The organism is bacterium (assembly GCA_039961635.1).
GTDB lineage: Bacteria > 4484-113 > 4484-113 > JAGGVC01 > JAGGVC01 > JABRWB01.
Genome location: JABRWB010000012.1, coordinates 45245 through 64164 on the forward strand (window position 1 = coordinate 45245; position 18920 = coordinate 64164).

Annotated in this window: 13 protein-coding genes; 3 read left to right on the forward strand and 10 right to left on the reverse strand. The window is 57.8% G+C overall.

Translation table 11 applies throughout. From position 1 onward, the window contains the following. Positions 1-44 precede the first annotated feature (44 nt). Entirely contained in the window at positions 45-1580 is a 1536-nt protein-coding gene (gene rmuC / locus HRF49_02080; GenBank protein MEP0813439.1) for a DNA recombination protein RmuC, read from the reverse strand. A gap of 118 nt (positions 1581-1698) precedes the next feature. On the opposite strand from rmuC, the gene HRF49_02085 reads away from it, so the two are divergent. Continuing rightward, the gene (locus HRF49_02085) at positions 1699-2604 is read left to right on the forward strand and encodes a hypothetical protein (GenBank protein MEP0813440.1); all 906 of its coding nucleotides are present in this window, start codon (positions 1699-1701) and stop codon (positions 2602-2604) included. Between the two features lie 46 nt (positions 2605-2650). Here the strand turns inward: HRF49_02085 and HRF49_02090 are convergent, their stop codons facing one another. From HRF49_02090 to HRF49_02100, 3 genes are read right to left on the reverse strand one after another with little or no spacing between them, the layout of a single operon-like run. After that, positions 2651-3886: an ATP-dependent Clp protease ATP-binding subunit gene (locus tag HRF49_02090; protein ID MEP0813441.1), complete on the reverse strand. Its 1236-nt coding sequence runs from the start codon at positions 3884-3886 to the stop codon at positions 2651-2653. A gap of 17 nt (positions 3887-3903) precedes the next feature. Further along, positions 3904-4890 (reverse strand): NAD-dependent epimerase/dehydratase family protein, encoded by a 987-nt coding sequence (locus HRF49_02095; protein MEP0813442.1) that lies wholly within the window; start codon positions 4888-4890, stop codon positions 3904-3906. 36 nt (positions 4891-4926) lie between these two features. Further along, entirely contained in the window at positions 4927-6741 is a 1815-nt protein-coding gene (locus tag HRF49_02100) for a carbon starvation protein A (protein MEP0813443.1), read from the reverse strand. A gap of 204 nt (positions 6742-6945) precedes the next feature. Between HRF49_02100 and HRF49_02105 the strand changes: the two genes are divergently transcribed. Continuing rightward, complete coding sequence (locus HRF49_02105) at positions 6946-7683, forward strand: YjbH domain-containing protein (GenBank protein ID MEP0813444.1); 738 nt, start codon at positions 6946-6948, stop codon at positions 7681-7683. A 136-nt stretch (positions 7684-7819) separates the two neighbouring features. Then, positions 7820-10300, forward strand: a complete 2481-nt coding sequence (locus HRF49_02110) for a carbamoyltransferase HypF (protein ID MEP0813445.1) — start codon at positions 7820-7822, stop codon at positions 10298-10300. Positions 10301-10393: 93 nt separating this feature from the next. Here the strand turns inward: HRF49_02110 and HRF49_02115 are convergent, their stop codons facing one another. The 6 genes from HRF49_02115 to HRF49_02140 form a co-directional block, all read right to left on the reverse strand. Beyond that, positions 10394-11980 carry a DUF1957 domain-containing protein gene (locus HRF49_02115; protein ID MEP0813446.1) on the reverse strand — a complete coding sequence of 529 codons (1587 nt, stop codon included), beginning with the start codon at positions 11978-11980 and terminating at the stop codon, positions 10394-10396. A 54-nt stretch (positions 11981-12034) separates the two neighbouring features. Then, positions 12035-13372, reverse strand: a complete 1338-nt coding sequence (locus HRF49_02120) for an RluA family pseudouridine synthase (GenBank protein ID MEP0813447.1) — start codon at positions 13370-13372, stop codon at positions 12035-12037. 122 nt (positions 13373-13494) lie between these two features. Continuing rightward, positions 13495-13704, reverse strand: coding sequence for a hypothetical protein (locus HRF49_02125; protein ID MEP0813448.1), 210 nt, complete (start codon positions 13702-13704; stop codon positions 13495-13497). A gap of 57 nt (positions 13705-13761) precedes the next feature. Then, on the reverse strand, positions 13762-14172 hold the full coding sequence (locus HRF49_02130; protein MEP0813449.1) for a winged helix-turn-helix transcriptional regulator: 411 nt from the start codon (positions 14170-14172) through the stop codon (positions 13762-13764). A 444-nt stretch (positions 14173-14616) separates the two neighbouring features. Continuing rightward, positions 14617-18225 carry a M6 family metalloprotease domain-containing protein gene (locus tag HRF49_02135; GenBank protein ID MEP0813450.1) on the reverse strand — a complete coding sequence of 1203 codons (3609 nt, stop codon included), beginning with the start codon at positions 18223-18225 and terminating at the stop codon, positions 14617-14619. Next, positions 18222-18797: a hypothetical protein gene (locus HRF49_02140; protein MEP0813451.1), complete on the reverse strand. Its 576-nt coding sequence runs from the start codon at positions 18795-18797 to the stop codon at positions 18222-18224. Before HRF49_02140 ends, HRF49_02135 begins: the two co-directional genes overlap by 4 nt. Between the last annotated feature and the right edge of the window lie 123 nt (positions 18798-18920).

Here is an 18920-nt window from a genome sequence, read left to right on the forward strand (position 1 = left end):
AAAAGGCAGCCCGCCGTTAGATTTCAGGCGGAACGACATATCTTTCAAGCGTCCGGAATCGAAATGGATTTCGGTGTGCGTTCCACTTGCTCGAGTTCCAAAATATCGTCCTTGATTCCCGCATCAAGCTCTTTGAATTTCCTGGCCTGCGGCAAAACCCTGGATTCAAGGGAGCCTACCGCCCGGTTGTAAGATTCAACCGCCCCGTCAAGCCCCTTTTTGACTCCGTTGAAGTGCTCGGCCATAACTCTTATCCGGTTGTACAGCTCCTTGCCGAGATTGCTGATTTGCTTTGCGTTTTCCGCAATCTGCTCCTGGCGCCAGCCAAACGCAACGGTTTTGAGCAGCCCCATAAGCATTGCAGGATTCGCAGGGAGAACCCGTTTGTCGAGGGCATATGAAATCAAATCAGGGTCAACCTTAAGCGCCGACATCAACAAATCCTCGAAAGGCAAAAACATGATTACGAAATCGGGGCTGCCCTGGACGAAATCCCAATATCCTTTTGACGCAAGCTGGTTGATATGGGTTTTCAAATTGGCCGCGTGCCTTTTCAGGCATTCGGCCTTCATCTCCTCGCTTTCGGCTTCGTAGGCTGAAATATATGCCTCCAGCGGGGCTTTTGAATCGACAGGAATGCCGTGACCAGCCGGCATTTTAATAACCATATCGGGCCTGAACCTGGCCTCGCCCGCGGACACGGTGACCTGTTCCGCAAAGTCGCAGTAAGCCGTCATTCCCGCCAGTTCGACTACTCTTTTCAGCTGCATTTCGCCCCAGCTCCCCCACATGGTAGGTTTGCCGCGCAGCGCTGAAGTCAAACTGTCGGCCTTTGCGTGCAAATCTTTTTCGGCTTCTTGAAGGTTTCTGATTTGCTCGGTAAGAGTGGCGTACGCCTTGATTCTGCTTTCCTCGATCTCCCTGACATGCGCCGAAAATTCCTCAAGTTTTTCTTTGAGCGGTTTTACCAGCGATTCCACTTTTTCCCTGCCCAATTCAAGCTCGTTTTTGGCTTGCTCGTTAAAGCTGCCCAGATTTTCCTTGGCAAGTTCCAGGAAACTTCTGGCGTTTCTGCTTAACGCGTCCGCCGACAAGGTTGAAAAAGCGTCTTTCAGTTGCTGTTTGGCCGCTTCCAAAAGCGCAAGTTTTTCTTCCGAATTTCTTTTTTCGTCGTCAAGCGCGGTACTCGCCGCGGCAAGGGCTTTTTCCAGGTTTTTGGTTAATTCGATTTGTTCCGCGTACTTGGTTTTCCATTCGAGCGCTTCATTTCGAGAATGCTCCAAAAACGCCTCCTGGGACGATGCTCTTTCGCGCAGCTTCGAAATTTCTTCCGCGTCCGCTTTGGCGGCGGCCGTCAGTTCGTCTATTCTTTGAATACGTTCTTGGTTTTCATTGAGCGCCGACTGGAGCTCCGCGTCGCGGCTGCCAAGCCTTTCGTTCAGCAAAACGATTTCCGATTCCGCCCTGGAAACAGCATTCCTGACCGCCGCGTCAAGTTTTGCTTTGGAGCCGAGCCAGCATGAGCCATACCCTACGGCCAAACCGACGATCAGAAAAATCAAGTAAAATATCCAGTCCATTTTTTCCTCTTAAAATACGGGAATCCATTATATCAAGGCGCCATGTCAAGGCGCCGCGAAATGAGGCTATACTTTGGCCGTGCGCTTCGCCGAACGACTTGAGAGATTATTCGCCCCGGTGCTTCGGCGCATCCCGTATCTGTACGATTCGGAAGTCGGATTCAATCCGGTGATTGTGGCGGACTGGAGGGTGTTCAGGCACGATTTTCGCAAAAAGCGCCTTCATTATTTTTTGCTTACAATGATTATGTATCTGGTTTTTCCTACTTCGGTATCTGCGTTTGTCGTTTATCAAAACTATTTGGCGGCAGGTTACACGCAAATGCCGCCGGAATATTTAACAAGCTGCCTAAACATGTTGACGTATGCGGTCGCCGCAATCGCATTGCTGCATTATTTTTCGATTGTGCTGCTTAGCCTGGTCAGCCCTCTCGGAAATGGCACTCAAAACTTGATTTATTCCGATCCCCCGATTGCGCAGTCGATTTCGCGGCGCGTTTTTTGGGGAAGGCTTCTTCCAAGGATTGCCGTAATTCCGTTTTTTGCGATTGCAATATTCATGTATGAATATGGGACGGCGGCATGGAGATTGGACACGGGTTATGCGAATATATTTCAGCTGAATGTGCTTGTTTCGATTTCGGCATTATTGGCGGGATTCCAGCTGCTTTCATATTCGGTGCTGGCGCATATGTACATTCCGTTTCCTTGGGCCAGGGCGATTCTTGTGTGCACGATGTTGACTGCATTCGCGGTCACCACGAATATTAGCGGCGCGTCGACTGAATCCTATTCCCTATTAGATGCACTCAGGATTTTGAATCCCTTTTCGAGCGCGGCCGCGATATCCGCATCCTTTCTCCGCAGTCAGCCTTTTTTGTCTCCTGGAACCGCGCCGTCCGCCTTGTATCCAATGTATAAAGTTGCGTTGGCATTCGCCGGGCAAACGATCATCAACGTATTTTTGTGGCGTGCAAACTACGGAAGCTTCATCGCTCGATTTGGAAGATGCCGCGTGGAATGAACGTGGAACTGCTTGATTGCGCTGCGGTTACTCCGCGAAAATCCGCCTAATACCTTTCGACGGTAATCTCCGTCTTTGACGGCTTCTTGGCCTTTCCAACGCGCTTGGCGCGCCTGAAGACTATCCTGTCCTCGTCATGCTGCGCGTCGAACGCGACGTCGGCCACGATGAAATCGCCCGGCTTGATATTGCCGTAGCCCAGGTGCTCGGCCAGCTTCGTTTCAATGTAACGCTCTACGGCCTTGACCAAAGGCCGAACGCCCATTTCGAGGTCAAGCCCGCGGTCCACCAGCCAGTCGCGCGCGGCCTGCGTAAGCTGCACCTGGAATCCGAGATGCGCGAACCTCGTCGCGCTTATGTTCAGCAATTTCTGCAGGATTTTATACAGCGCTTCTCGGTTTAACGCGCGGAAAACAATGAAGTCGGTTATGCGGTTGCGGAACTCCGGCGTGAAGGCGCGTTTCATCGCTTCCTTGACGGTTTCGTAAATGTCCTGGTCGGCCTTGTCCATCGAAACGGTCTGGTGCTTGAATCCGATGCGCTGCTCCTTCATGAGCCGGTCGATTTCCGGCGCGCCTACGTTGGAGGTCATGATCGGGATCGTATTCGTGAAATCCACGATACCGTCGTCGTCCTTGGTGCGCCTGGCCAGAGTCAGCCTGCCCTCGTCCATAATCTGCAAGAGAAGGTTATGCAGCCGGAAGTGCGCCTTTTCGATTTCGTCGAACAGAACGATCGTGTTGGGCTTGCCCTCGACGGCCTCCTTTGAAAAAATCACCGGAAGGTCGCTTCCCACGTATCCCGGAGGGCTGCCGATCAGACGCGAAATGGCGTGCGGCTCGCTGTATTCGCTGCAGTCCACCTTGATCATCTTGCGGTAGTCGCCGTGCAAAGCGCGCGCCAGCGCGCGGGCGGTTTCGGTTTTGCCGACCCCGGTCGGCCCGGCGAAGTACATGACCGCTATAGGCTTGTAAGGATTGCGGAATCCGGCATAGTTTCTAATCAAAGCGCGGCATATCGCTTCGATCGCGCGCTCCTGGCCAATGACTTCTTCCGTCAAAATACGCCGGATGCTGTCAACGGGGCCGGGCTGGTCTTCTTTTATTTTCAGCGGAACGGTCGCTTTGGGGATAATGTCCACGCGCTTCCCGCCGCCGCCTTCGGTCGGGCCGCCGGGCAAAGCGGTGTCGGGGGCTTCGCCCTCATCCTTGTGCTTCGCCGGATGGCCGGGCTTGGGTTTTTCCTTCTCCGGCTCGGCCGGCGCTTTTTCGGGTTCGTACATTCAGTTTTCCACCGCGCTCATTTTACCCCGCTTGGGCTCGATTGCAAAAACCAGTCGAATGTGCGCACGAGTCCGGATTTCAAATCCGTTTTGGGATTCCATTCGAAATCCCGCGCCGCCTTTGAAGAATCGAGCGCGATCCGCATCACTTCGCCCGATCTGGGCGGGCCGTTATCTCTTCCCGAGGGCTCGATGCCGCGTGACCTTGCAACATCTTCCAGCAATGCCGCTATTTGCGTTACGGGAGTTTCGACGCCAGCGCCGACGTTGTACGCCAGATCGCTTATCGAGGTCGGCGGGCGCCAGCGCCCGCTTTCGAGATAGGTCAACGCGAGCAGCAATGCATCGACCGCGTCATCAACGTATACGTAATCCCGTGTAGCTTCACCGGTGCCGTGGATCACGAGCGGCTTTCCCGCGATAATCCTGCTGCAAAAAATCGCCACCACGCCGGCTTCTCCGCAGGGATCCTGTCGCGGGCCGTAAACGTTGCCGGGTCTGACTGATACGCCGCGGATTTTCTTGCGCTCCGCCGCGTATACGAGCACCCTCTCGAACTCGTACTTCGAGCGGCTGTAAGGAAACGGCAATCGCTTGTCCGCGGTTTCGGAGATCGGATATTCGACGAACGGAGTTTGGTCGCCGTACACGATGCCGGTTGAAACATTGACGAAATATTCCGCGCCTGACAGAATGGCCGCCGCGAGCACGTTCTGGCTTCCGCCGGCATTTATCGAGAAATCCCTGTCCGGATCGCGGATGCTGTCCGGGACGCTCACCTGCGCGGCGAGATGAAATACTGCGTCCGGTTTGAATGCCGAAAGCAAATCCGAAAGGCGATCCTCGCGGATGTCCGCCTGCTCGAACTTCACGGAGGCGTTAAGATTTTCCCGTTTTCCCGTCGAAAGGTCGTCAATCACCAGTACCGCGTGCCGCAGGCCGACGAGCGCGTCGACAAGATGACTCCCTATGAATCCAGCTCCGCCGGTTACCGCAACGCGCACGGCCCGATTCTACCGCATTGCATCCGGAATGGCAGGCTAACGTGCCGTCTCGAGCTTCGGCCCGCCGGGCTTGTGCGAGCCGAGCTGTATCAACCTTGTCGCGCCGACGATTATCACGCCGACGCTGAACAGGATTAAAAGTACGATGGTCACGGCGAGCACGTTGCGCTGCACCAGGTCCGCGGGCGCCTTCTTGAACAGCCCCTGGAGCTGGTAAATGAGCGAATAAAGCGTGGTCGCGGTCATAAACACCGCGGGAATGAGCGTATACCAGGCGGTTTTCTTTCTGTTGACCAGCCAGATGCTTATCGCTATAAGCGCGAGCGCGGCCATCATCTGGTTCGCGGTGCCGAATACGGGCCAGATGATTTTGTATCCGTTGTTTACCGCAAGCAGAAACATAAGTCCCACGCTCAATCCGGCGTTGAACATATAGTTCATCAATAACGCGGGCGGCGTCTTCCAGATGAACCGCCACAATTCCTCGAAAAGATACCGGTTGAGCCTGACCGCGCTGTCCAGCGTCGTTACAATGAATCCCTCGACCGCGAGTATGCCGAAAATTGTCGCAAGGTAAAGCGGGATTCCCAGAGCTTTGTTGGCCAGGCCGCCGAATCCCAGGGCGAATGTGAGTATCGGGTTTCCTTTGCCCGCCTCGGGATACATGTTCGCCATATATCCGCCGTGCCCCAGTCCGGCTGCCAGCGCGATGATCACTCCGGTCGCCAAAAGCCCTTCGAGAAGCATCCCGCCGTACGCGATGCGCTTGGCGTCGGACTCGGTCGCGCACTGCTTTGCAGTGGTGCCGCCGGCGACCAGCGAATGGAATCCGCTTATCGCGCCGCAGGCGATTGTGATGAACAAAATCGGCCAGATCGGCCCGAGCAGAGCGGTTCCCTTGGCTACGTTGTCGCCGAGCTTGAACAGCTCGGGGTCGGCTGTTATGCCCATAACTCCGCCAGCCAATCCTGCAATCAACAACACGGCGACGCCGGTGTATAGTATGAAGCTGTTGATGAAATCGCGCGGCTGAAGAACGATCCAGACCGGAATGCCCGCGGCGACGAATGTGTATACCGTGAGAATTAGCATCCAGGGCAGCTTGATGTGCTCGTATGTCCCGTCGCCTATGACAACTGGAAGCTGCATTCCGACAAGGATGCTTCCAAGCGAAACGCAAAGCGCGATGGCAACCGCGGCCCAGGTTTTAATCCCGCGCCGGTAAACTATGAATCCGACTATGGGCGCAATCAGCGTGATGATAATCACGGACGTCGTCGCGATGCCGCCGATGCGCACCATTTCCGCGCCGTCAACCATGGTTTTGTGCAAAGGGAAAAGAGCGGTACCCTCGGCGTTTCCGAAATACTTTCCGTCAACTATCGAAGTCAGCGAAACGACGGTCAAATCAAGAAACGCGCTCGTCACGAGCAGTATCAGCAATATCGTGAATGCGATGTAAAGAAAAAATCCCAGCTTGCCGGTCGTTTTGCCAGTTATTTCCGCAACGCTTCTGCCCTTCTCGCGTAAGCTTGCGAACAAAGCCGTGTAGTCGTGCACCGCGCCGAAGAACACGCTGCCGACGACGATCCAAGCCCACGCGGGAAGGAATCCGTAAACAAGAGCGAGAGTCGGCCCGACAATCGGCCCGGCTCCCGCGATCGTCGCGAAATGGTGGCTGAACAGAATCGTCGGACGGGTAGGAACGTAATCCACGCCGTCTTCCATGGCTTTTGCGGGGGTGGGATTGCCGTCGTTTTCCTCGAACTGGCGGGCTATGAAGCGGGCGTAGAACTTGTATCCTGCTACGCCGATCGCGATCGAAATTAGCAAAATCAAGCCGATGTTCACCGAGCACCTCCATGGGCGCCTCCCCCCATCTGTCGCCGGAACAGCGGTTCCAGCGGCCTTATCCGGCGGCCGTCCCATATTTTATCACTGAAAAGCGCACGGCCTGCCAATTCCGGACTTGGCGCTCCGGTATCTTTACGAGGCTGCAGTCTTCGGCTAAAATGCGGCATCCCCGCGGGGATATGCTCATTCCGGGAGTGGTTGATGAAGAAGTTTGCCCTTGTTGCAGTGCTTTTCGCCGTTATCGGGGCCGTATGCGCGCCTAGGCCCGCGCAGGCGAAAATAACCGAGTTGAACCAGATTCCGACTGCGGACGTAATCGGGGTCGCCAAATTCAGAATCAATTTCGACGTGAGTTTCACAGGCGGCGAGAACACCATCGGCAGCATCACCGAGGACGGCACCGGCTTCCTTCTCGGCGCGACTGCGGGAGTTTTCCCCAAGCTTGAAGTGGGAGTCACCGTCCCGTTCGAAGAATTCGACATCGGAGCGGGTTTCTGGCCGGAGGCGCCTTCCCAGACCGACGCGCAGTTCGAGTTCAAGTTCAACGTTATCGAGGAAAGCCTTACGATGCCGGGCGTTTCGGTCGGTATGCGCAACATAGCCAGCGACGCGGATGCCAATTACTTCGTCGTCGTTTCCAAGCACTTCACCGAGCTGGTCGGACTGCATGCAGGCGCACAGGGGAACACCTTCGGCATGGACGACGACATACAGTTCTTCGCCGGCGCGAACGCCAAGGTTATCCCCGGCATGCTGGAACTAATGGCCGACTGGCAAAACAACGACGGCGACGAGCTTGACCAGGGCGTGTTCGGCCTCGGCGTAAAGTGGCAGGGCTTCCCGATGTTCGACATCATCGCGAAGGGCTTCTTCGTGGACGGGGACAACAATCCGTTCGATAATCTGTACGTCGTGGAAGTCGCCTGGAACAGCATCTAGTCCTTGCCGGCGTTTCATTTGGAGAACTAATCCGGTGCAGGCCGCAATCGGAGCCGATTCGTTGCGGTCTGCACCGGGTCTTTGACCCGAACCTCGCGTTGACGGAGCGGTGGCAAAATAATAATCTTGGTGGGTCTTGCGGTTCCGCGTTTCCATTACGGGCATCGTCCAGGGCGTCGGCTTTCGTCCGAACGTTCACAAGCTGGCGGAGCGCTTCGGAATCCGCGGCTGGGTGCTCAACAATTCAAGCGGCGTCACGATGGAGATCGAGCCGCCTCCCGGGGGCGGAAAAAACGAGCTGACGCGCTTCCTGCTTGCCCTAAAGGACGAAGCTCCGCCGCTTGCGAAAATCCTTACGATTGAAGCCATCGAGCTTCCGGCCGTCGGTTTCGCCGGATTCGAAATCCGCGACAGCGAGCGGCTTCCCGGCGAGCTTACGCTTATAAGCCCGGACGTCGCGCTTTGCGCGGACTGCAAAGCCGAGCTGTTCGATCCGGGCGACCGGCGCCATCTGTATCCGTTCATCAACTGCACAAACTGCGGGCCGCGCTATTCGATAATCCGCTCGATTCCCTACGACCGGCCGAACACAACGATGGCCGCGTTTACGATGTGCGATGCGTGCGCGGCGGAATACTCCGACGTCGGCGACCGCCGCTATCACGCCCAGCCTGATTGCTGCCCCGCCTGCGGTCCGTCGGTCGAGCTTGTGGATTTCACCGGTGTTAAAATTGCGGGGGGGGAGTCAGATGAAACCGGTGCGATTGCGGTCTGCGCGCGCATGATCCTGGACGGCAAAATCGTCGCGATTAAAGGCGTCGGTGGATTCCACCTGGCATGCGACGCGTCGAATCCCGCGGCGGTCGGCCTTCTGCGCGCCCGCAAACGTCGAGCCCGGGCAAAACCTTTTGCCGTAATGGTGCGCGATCTCAAATCCGCGCTTGAAATCTGCGATGTTTCGGAACTTGAGGCGTCGCTGATTTCTTCCACCGCAGCGCCGATTATGCTTCTAAAGCGCGCGCGCTTGGAGCGGCATCCGGTCGCTTCCGAAGTCGCCCCGGGCCAATCCAGGCTGGGCGTTATGATTGCGTACGCGCCGCTGCATCACGTGATTTTCCACTGGCTTGAGCGATTGCGCGTTTCTCCGCTTGAATCCAAGGATACGCGTCTGGACAAAGCGGGTGTCCCCCGTTCCATCATCCTGGTCATGACCAGCGCGAATATTTCCGAAGAGCCGCTGGTCTCGCAAAACCGCGAAGCGCTGGAAAAACTTTCCGGCCTTGCGGACGCTTTGCTTATGCACAACCGGGACATCCACGCGAAATGCGACGACAGCGTTGCGCGCGTGGTTTCGGGACGCATCCAGCTGATCCGCCACAGCCGGGGCTTTTCGCCGCATCCAGTCAGTTTCGCATCGGACGGACCGCAGGTTTTGGGAGTGGGCGCCGAGAAAAAAAACACCTTCGCGCTTTCGCGCGGCCGCTTCGGTTTTCTCTCTCCGCACATGGGTGATATGGAAAATCTCGAAACGATGCGGTTTTTCGAGGAAACGCTGGAACATTACAAATCGCTTTTTTCAATCGAGCCCGAAGCGGTCGCGTGCGACCTTCATCCGGATTACCTCGCGACGAAGTGGGCGGAGGAATACACCGCACGCAACGGGCTGCCGCTTTACCGCGTCCAGCACCACCACGCGCACATGGCGTCCGTCCTTGCGGAGCATGGCGAGGCCGGCCCCGCGCTGGGCGTATCATTCGACGGCACCGGCTACGGCCCGGACGGTACGCTGTGGGGGGGGGAGTTTCTATGGGGCGGTCTTTCGGATTACCGTCGATTCGGCAAGTTTTTTCCGCTCAAACTGCCGGGGGGCGAGGGTGCAATCAAGGAGCCATGGCGCGTCGCGCTCGCGGCTTTGTCCACGCTCGACGACGGGGAACTCGCCGGAGCCGCGCGGTCGCTTCTGGAAAAGCGGCTTTCTGCGGACGCAATCCCCGTTGACAAAATCGCCGACGTACGCCGGATGATCGATCGAAACGCGAACTGCGTTGCCACTTCGTCCTGCGGCCGCTTGTTCGACGCCATCAGCGCGCTCGTCGGGTTATGCCATACCGCAAGCTATGAAGGTCAGGCGGCGATGCTGCTGGAGGAGGCGATGGGCGATCCGCTGGCCTGGCGGGGCGAACTTGATCCGTACCGCTGGCGGTGGCGGGAGGCGCGGCCGACGGAGGCCATCGCCGGCTTTCTTTCAAGCGAAGACGGAGGCGGGCATCCGCCGCCGATAGTGCTGGACTGGCGCCCGCTCGTCGAGGATGCTTGCAAGGATCTGCTTTCGGGATTGTCGCTCGCGCGCATTTCGGCGAGGTTCCACCTTGCGATTGTGGACATAGTATGCGACGCGGCTTTTCGCGCGCACACCGTTCTCGGAGCGGAAATCGTCGCGCTTTCCGGCGGATGTTTCCAGAACGCCTTTTTGGTGGAAGAAATAACGCGCCGCCTGCCGAAAACGCGGTTCCGCGTTCTCACCGGCTCGCTCGTGCCGCCCAACGACGCGGGAGTATCTCTCGGTCAAGTGGCATCCGCGCGTGCGGCGATTGGTAAATCCGGTGCGCAGGGTTGATTTGAGAAGACGTTTTAATTGGGGCATATCGACGGTGGTACGAGCTGATTATATTAATTTATAAAACCTGTGCAGCAAGTAAATGCATAAACATCACATCAAATCATCAGGAAAAATGTTGTTTTTCCATTCGCAATCGCGAAGAAACTCGTCGGAAAGCGTGCCCGTGCGCAGCCCTTCGTATATATGGTTGAAATTGGCGATATGCGATTTCGTGCGCATTACCGCATAGGACACCATTGTTCCCGTCTGCATTATGAACGCCCAATCGCTGGCCTGCAATAAAAGCAGCTCCCGCCGCGCCTGGGCCAGCGCGCGGCGGACAAACCCGTCTTCCCAGTGGCCGAAATGGACTTCCAGTTCGTCCATCCTGCGCGCCAGTTGGAAAAAGTGCGGATATATCCACTCGTTCGATGCGGACAGCCAAAACTCGCAGTAGCCTTTGTCCCCCCAGCTTGATTGCGCCGGCACCGCAACTTGATTCGCGGGGAACGCGTCGAGATAGTCCGGCGCGGTGCAAAGAGCGACGGCGCCGGGATGCTCCGCGCAGCGGCGGATGACGGCTTCCAGCCACAGCGGGCCTTCGTACCACCAGTGGCCGAAAAGCTCCGCGTCGTATGGCGCCACCACAAGGGGGGGGCGGTCAATCACCGCCGCGAGATGCTTGAACTGCTCCGTGCGGTTGAAGTGGAAATTGGACGCGTGCTCGTTAAGCTTGTTCCATGCGGCAACGGGATCGTATATGCGTTTGTGCGCCGTTTTGCCGGTTATCGCGTAGTACTTGAAACCGGTGTGGATGCGGACTCGTCCCTCGTGAATATAGGGAGCGACGTATTCCAGCGGCAGATCGAAGCCGATGTCGCGGTAAAAATCGCGGTAATTCCGGTCGCCGGGGTAGCCTTCCTGCGCGCTCCACACGGACTTGGAGGACTCCTTGTCCCTTCCGAACGCGGCGACGCCGTTTTCGCAGTAGACGGGCGCATGCACGCCGTATACTGGCGGGGGGGACGCATGTTCCAGTCCGTGCGTGTCAAGGAAGAAATAGCGCAAGCCTTCGTCCAACAAGAAGCTCTCGAGCCCGGGAAAGTAGCCGCATTCAGGCAGCCAGATGCCTTCCGGGCGCTCACCGAGGACGCGCTCGTGATACGCACACGCGACCGCCACTTGGCGGCGTATCGCGGACGGGGTGGGCTGCGCAAGCGGGAGGAACATGTGGGTGGCCGCGCAGGTGATGATTTCGAGCGCGCCGGATTCTCTGAAGCGGCGGAAGCCGCGGACGAGGAAGGTTTGGTATTGCTCCGCGAATACCGCGCGGCAATGCTCGAGGCGGGAGCGGTACATCAGCGCCAGGTTGTGGAATTCGCGGTCGTTATTCCATGTGCGCTCCGCCTCGCGGTTTGCAAGCTCGATGTGCGAGTCGAGGAATCGAAGATAGCGCATGCGCAGAAGCTCGTCCTCGAGCATCGCGAGAAGCGTCGGCGTGAGCGACATCGTGATTCGGAAGGGGATGCCGTCGCGTTCCAAGCGCTCCATCATATCGAGGAGCGGAATGTATGTTTCCGTGATAGCTTCGTACAGCCAGCGTTCCTCTAGGTGGTGCTCGTGCTCTGGATGGCGCACGTAAGGCAGGTGCGCGTGGAGCACGAACATAAGAAGGCCGGGCAAATTATCCTTCGGCATAAGAGATTCGCCCGGTGCATGGTGCGGCGGGCAAGGTATGATACCACCGGCCTGTCAATCGTCGTCCGGGTCGGGATGGAGAAATCGGAAGCGGGTTATCCCGAACGAGGGCGGCGGCGGCGCTGTGTATACGGTGTGCACTCCTGTGTCCGGATGGATGAATCCCAGCCTCCACGCGTGCAACAGATGGCCGCCGTAGGGATAGCCGTCCTCGATTCCTAGAAGCCCTCGTATCCGAATCCTTTCTTCATTATCTGAAACAAGCCCGGAAAGCGCGGGAGGCAGCGCTTCGATATCGCGCTTTCTTCCGGTGTCGACCGCTCGAACGAACCGCGCATTTATGCCTGTTCCATACAGCACGTCGCCCACGATTTCCAGCCCGATTGATTTGAGGTGGACGCGGATTTGGTGCGTTCTGCCTGTATGAAGAATGCATCGCAGGAGCGAGAAGCAATCGTTCGATTCGAGAACTTCGTAATCCGTGCGGGCGAATCGCGCCTTCGTGCCCGCGCGCGCCAGTATGTCGCCCGAAGCGAACTGTTTTCGCTCCTTTGGATGACGGCCGATCGGCGCGTCCAACGTTCCAAACGGCTCCTTCGGCGCCCCGTACACCACGGCGAGATATTCCTTCTGCACCGAGCGCGCCGCGAAGTCGCTTGAAATGTGCCGGTGCGCAATCACGTCGCGCGCTACGACCAGGCATCCCGTCGTCATTTTGTCGAGACGATGGACTATTCCGACGCCGCAGTGCGCGGAAAGCGCCGCTTTGATTTTCTCCACCGGGTCGTACTCGAACTCGGCGCGGCCGGGCAAGTAGGCCGGCTCGTCGGATTCCGACATTTCTTCTTCTTCCGAGGCGTTGCCGGACGGGAAAAAGCTGTCCGGTTCTTCAATGCGCTGTTCTTCGGTTTCCAACGGATGCGGGGCAGGGGACGGCGCGTCGAAGCGCGGAATTTCGAGCGGGATCGAAAGCGCGGGCGCGCCGTATCGGTGAAGCAGCGCCCCCGCGACGGTCGGTCCGCGGTCGCTCGGCGACGGATGCACCGCGACGCCCGCTTGTTTGTTAATTACAATTATGCGGGCATCTTCGTGAATTACGTCAAGCGGAATGTCCTGCGGCTCGATTGTGATGCTTCCCAAAAATTCTTCAATCAGCGCTGCGATGCGCTCCGGCGATGCGGCGATTTCCAGCATTCCTTCGCGCAGCTTTGATGCGGGCTTCAGCCGCTTGCCGTCCTGGCTAACCAGGCCGGTCGTAATGATGGTTTTCGCCCGCTCGCGGGACACGTTCATATCGAGCCGCTCTGTCAAAAGCGCGGCGACCGCGGTGTCCGCGCGCTGACCAGCGCGGGCGGAAGTAATCTCTATCTGAAAAGCTCCTCCTTCGCCCACGAAGGCATTTTAGCGCAATGCCTGGCGGAAACGCCCGCATCCCGCAGGCGTTAGTGCGGCATTCGTGGAAATCTCAAAAAAGGGAAGCCGGCGCGTAGCCGGACTTCCCTTGAAACCGGATGTTACTTGCAGCAGGAATCTCCGTCGCCGTCGTCCTTGCAGCATTCGCAATCGCAATTGCATCCGCAAGAGCAACAGCTGCAGGTGCACTGGCCTCTAAGGAACGCCTGGATGCGCTCGCCCCACTCGGCGCGGATTTCCTCGTCCTCGCTTTCGACCGTGAGCATGTAGCCCTTGTCGGTCTTCGTGAGCTTGATCGTCAACATGTCCATCGGACAACCTCCGTAAATCAGTTTAGAGTTTAGATTTGAGAGTTTTGAGTTGGAAAATCAGCAGCAAGTGCCGCCTTCGGATTTTTCGAACGCGGAGATCAGCTCCTCAAGCGCGTCAACGACATTCTTCCGCCGATCGCTCGGAATCATGCCAAGAACGTCTTCCAGAAAGCCGATTTTTCGCGAACGGATTTTCGCGGCAACGTCCGCTCCCCGCCCCGTGCAACACAGCCGGATGACCCTTCTGTCGCCGCCCTCGACGCGCTCCACAAATCCCGCCGACACAAGCGGATCGACGTGACGCGTCAGCGTTGATGCGGACACGCCCGTCTGCTCCGCCAGCGTCGCGCACGTGCAGCCGGGGCAAAGGCAGAGCGTTTCGAGGGTGCGGCACTGGGCCGGCGTCAGCCCGTCGCAGCAGGGAGCAGCCTCGTCCCGGGAAAGCGCTTTCCCGAGCCGTCGCAGCACTGCATCCAGCCTGTGCGCTAGTGCATGGATTCCGCCGCGCCGGGAAGCCGCGCCGCAGGAGCCTGACGCACAGCAGCATTCGCCCTGCCTTGAAAGGACAGCGGCCGGCGGGAGCTCTCCGCGGCGGGCGGGGCCGGACTTTGGTTTTGCAGCCTGATTCGCCAACCTTTAACTCTCCTTGGATTCAACCGTCCGGACTTGAGGCCGCCGCCAAGACAAGAAAGCACGCAGGGACGAAGATACAAGGCCAATACGGCTCAATCAATCAAGCCGCATTCGCATCCTGCCTCCGGCCAAGCGGCTCGCAACGCCGCCGTCCAGATAGTTGTAGATTACAAATATCAGATATTCGAAGGATTGTCAAGTAGAAAATGTGGTTTCGCTCAAAATGCTTATGCGCTGTATCCGATCGTTCCGCAAGGCCTGATGCGACGAATCCGCCTGTCAAAGAGTTTCCCCCCAGCGGTAACCGATTTGGCCCGCATCCCGCTCGTCTATCACGCCGTCCGCGTTGCAGTCGAACAGCGGATTGAATCCGGTGTCGGCGCTCGTCAGGAAAAGCACATCCGAGAAGCCGTCGAGATCACCTTCGCCGACCGTCCCGTCGCCGTTGGTATCGCCCACTAGGTTATACAGCCAAAATGGAAGCGAAATAGGGATCGATGAATCCCCGTTCGAGTTGAACGCCGTCACTACAACCTGCGCCCTTTGATTCGGAAGGGCGTTGTTTCCCACGCTGAAAGTGACGCCGAACGGCTCGTCCGAGATTTGGAACAATTGGTCGTACTCATCCTCCCGGCCGAGAGGCGCGTAATCCAGCCTGTATTCCACTCTTTCGACATAGGTAAGGCCGCTGACCGAAAACGTCGCACTGTATTGATTCGTGATCTTTCCGAATATCCCGCTCGGGTTCATCGAGGCCTGCTCCACCACCGGCCATTTGAGAACGACGGACCGGTTGTTGATTTCGACGTCGTCCAGCCATGCGCCAATTCCGTTTGTCTGGTCGTTCCCCCACGCCCACCAGCAAAGCGCGCCCGAATATCCCTTGTAGTTGTTCAGCGGGAACAGCTCCTGGTACCAATCCGGCCGGTCGTTCGCCCATCCGCCGATCCACATGTAACCTTCCCAAGTGTTGTAAAGGTAAAGCCCGCCGCCGAAACCGTCCGGCAAATCCGCCTTGAACCAGTACGCAAGCACCGGATCGTCGACCGCGTCGCCCGCAAGATCCACGCATTGACGTCCCGCGGCCGGCGTAAGCCCGGAGTACCATAATCCTTCGCTGTTGTATTGTCCGAACGGCGCTTCATAGCCGAACGAAGTCGGCGCGGAGTGCGAGTCGGTCGTGACCGGCCGCCAGTCCGGCGCAATTCCGTCGGAGCCGTATCCCCAGTTATCAGTGCCGCCTTCAAGGTCGTCGAAAATCGGATAGGGGCGGTCGTTTTTCCACTTGAGCGAGATTGACGCAGGCTCGGACGGCAGTCCGTCGTTGTCCTCCGAAATCACCTTCAGGACGATATTCGGATGGTTGTCGTCGTCAAGTGTATTTCGAGTGTATTCCCAGGGAGCATCTTCATCAGTGGAAACCAGCCAGTCGTGCAGATAGAAATACACGCGCTCGACAGCGTTGTCGTCCGATGCGTCCGCGGTGAAGGTTGCATCGCCTGAAATGACGTCGCCTTCGATGTGGCTTGTGATGGCCGCGGTAGGCGGATCGCTCGGCGCTTCCCGGAGCATGAAATCGTCTATGTTCGCTCCAAGCCCCGCGTCCGCGGTCGGATGCACCGAGCCGGTGTACCTCAGCTCTATGTATGCGCCGGTGCCTTGCAATTCGAAAGTGCGGTTCCAGAGCGTCCATCCCCAGTTTGGCTGCACCCTGTCCACAAGCCGCCAGGTCGCGCCTTCGTCGGTGGTCGCGTAAACCTCGAACGTATCGCGCGATCGGTAGAAAAATTTCATGTGTATCCGGTTCGTGAATCCGGATATGTCGACGCGCTGGCTGCGCAGCTTGTCCTTGTTAGCATTGTGCCAGGTGTCTGCTCCGCCGTACGGGCGCACCCAAGCCTCGTTGCCGGCGCCGAGCGGCGCGGGATCGCCGGGGCTGGTTCGCGTGTCCCATGCGGTGTATTGCCCGCCGGGTTCGCGCGGAGCGTTGAGGATTTTCCACTTGAATAAACCGCTTTCGAAATCGTCGGAAAGCGTTGTCACCCCGGCGTTGTCCACGGTCACGAAAATCGTGTCGGATGCGGACTGGCCGTTCCCGTCGAATGCGCGCGCGGTGATTTCAACCGATTTGTTGAACTCGACACGCGTGTTCCATGCGTAGTTGTACGGCGCGGAAGTCAGGTCCGCGGTCCATTCGCCGTCGATGAAAAGCTCGACTTTTGAAATCGAATCGTCGTCCGCCGCATCTACTGAAATCACTTCTCCGCCGCTTACGGTATCTCCCGGCCCCGGAGAAGTAATAGCGACCGACGGCGCGGAATCCGGATACAAAAGAATGTCTGCCGTCATCACCGCGCCGGCGGGAGAAATGTTGTTGACCGTGATTCCGGTGGGCGCGCCGGAGTAGTCGTTGGAATTGGGATAAGTGACCGGCGATAACGAAGTTCCTTCCGTGTAATAATCGCCGGCGTTCGCTCCCCCACCGTTTTCGATTTCATCCAGTCCGTCCGCCTCCATAAGCTTGATGTACTTGTGGTCGGTGTACGAGTTGTTGTAACGCGTTCCCCCCCCTTCGTCGACGCGCGCATCTATATGCCATATCAGAAGACCGCTGTTTGGATACCCTGCGTCCGAGCCTTCGGCCTGCCTGTTTTCGATCATGAAATATTCGGCCCACGGCGTCACGCCGTCGAACCATGGCATCGCAAGCACCGCGTCCGGATTTGCAATCACTTTGTCCAGCTGCTCTCCCGGCAGATTCGTGAACGTGATCGTTGGGGAAAGCCAGCCGAGCATATATTTGCTGAAGCAGCAATGCCCGCCCCAGCCGCCCATCATGTCGAGCCCGCCCACTCCGCCGCGCTCGCCCACCGAATCATCGTAGTCGTAATAATCGGGCAGCCCAAGTCCGTGGCCGGTTTCGTGAATGACGGTTCCGGGATCCCACACTTCCGGAAGCGGCGGCTCCTCACCGAAGTAGTACCATCGCTCCGGCTGCCATGAGTAGCTTCCGAATTCGACGCCGTCCAGCGAAAATCCGCCCATCCACATCGCGAATCCCCACCAGTAAGTCGCCCAATCGCCGTTTGGCCCGGTCCAGAGAATCGTGAACCCGTCCACCAGGCCGTCCTTGTCGTTGTCGTACTGCGAAAAATCCACGCCCGCGTCGTCCGCCGCGGTCAGCGCTTCGATAATGAGCTCGCGCTGGCGCTCCCCGTCGGTCGGCAATCCTTCGTTTTGATCGGGATGGTAATAGTCGCGTGTCCGGCTGGCCATATGCCAGGAAAAAACATCGCCCGTTATCTGAAGCTGGCCGTAGCTCTGCTCCAAATAATACTGTCGCAGGCCTATGTACGGCGCGCCGGGATCGCCGTCGCCGTAAAGCACGTCGTCGAACTGCTCTTCGGTGAAATAATGCGGGTAATTGGGGAATTCAATCGGCAGGCAGAACATCTTGACCGTACCGATTGAGGGGAGGACCGCAGTGTCCCTTGGCATTTCGAATCCGAGAACCAGCAGGTCGCGTTCGTCCACGACGCGGTCGTGATTAAGGTCGTATTCGATGTACGAAAGCTCGCGCGACGTGCTGCGGCCGATTTCGCTCGCGGATTTGCCGTCGAGCGAGCGGCCGAGATTGGCGAGTATTCCGTCGGCGATTTCGCGAGGACTCAATGCAGCGATTTCGAGCGCGCCGCGCTTGGGTACTTTTGCTTCCCAATTGCCGAGCCTTTTCGCGTTTTCGAGCGCCTCGGCGTAAGTACCTTCGCGCTTCATCCGCTCGATCATTCCGGGCTTGGGCGGCTCAAGCGCAAAAGCATGGCATGGCAACAAAACCGGAACAGCGAAAATCGCGGCAACCGGAATAAGAAGGGCAGGGGAGGATTTCATGACTGCGCCTCCCTCGTCTCGGTGTCGAAGCTAATTCGCCTTCCCGATGAATCGCGCAGCTGCATGAAAGCGGGGTCGGACATGAATCCGAAGCGCCTGCTTGGATTTTCGTTTGAAATCACGCGGAATCTGACGCGCAGAAGCTCGCTTTCGCCCGGCCGGATTTGCGCACCGCCCGGCAGCGCCGTGAACGAAAACGGAACAGCACCTTCAAGATTCAGTCCGGCGACGGACAGCGTTTCATCCGGAAGTCCCGCGCCCCGGGAAGCCTTAATTGGCCGGTACTTTCGGGAATCGAAAACGATCCTCGTGCTGCCCTGGAATACCGGCTCGCAGTTTCGCACGCTCAAGACCGCGTCGAATTCGTCGCCGGTTTTGTAATCGGAAGATGCGGGCGTCACAAGCGAAAGCACCGTTCTTCCTCCGGCATCCGCTGCTAAGCCGGGATTCGATTCGCTGCCGCCGGTTGAATTCGGATGCATCGGGCTTTTGCCCGATTTGCATGCGGGAGCGGTCAACAGCGCCAGAAGCGCAAATCCAAAAAGCCAGGCCAGGCGAATCGTGTTTTGCAATCCGGACTCCGCGTATAAATATAGAGGCGGAGAGCCGCCTCGCGGAGCGGATTGTAGCATCCGGCCCGCGTACAATCACCGGCAATCAGCCTTGATACGAGCATTCTTTGTATAGTCTGGAAA

What these genes read in the sequence shown, in the direction of transcription:
- rmuC (MEP0813439.1), bottom strand. Translation starts at nt 1,580, where the DNA reads ATGGACTGGATATTTTACTTGATTTTTCTGATCGTCGGTTTGGCCGTA.
- HRF49_02090 (MEP0813441.1), bottom strand. Translation starts at nt 3,886, where the DNA reads ATGTACGAACCCGAAAAAGCGCCGGCCGAGCCGGAGAAGGAAAAACCC.
- HRF49_02105 (MEP0813444.1), top strand. Translation starts at nt 6,946, where the DNA reads ATGAAGAAGTTTGCCCTTGTTGCAGTGCTTTTCGCCGTTATCGGGGCC.
- HRF49_02115 (MEP0813446.1), bottom strand. Translation starts at nt 11,980, where the DNA reads ATGCCGAAGGATAATTTGCCCGGCCTTCTTATGTTCGTGCTCCACGCG.
- HRF49_02125 (MEP0813448.1), bottom strand. Translation starts at nt 13,704, where the DNA reads ATGGACATGTTGACGATCAAGCTCACGAAGACCGACAAGGGCTACATG.
- HRF49_02135 (MEP0813450.1), bottom strand. Translation starts at nt 18,225, where the DNA reads ATGAAATCCTCCCCTGCCCTTCTTATTCCGGTTGCCGCGATTTTCGCT.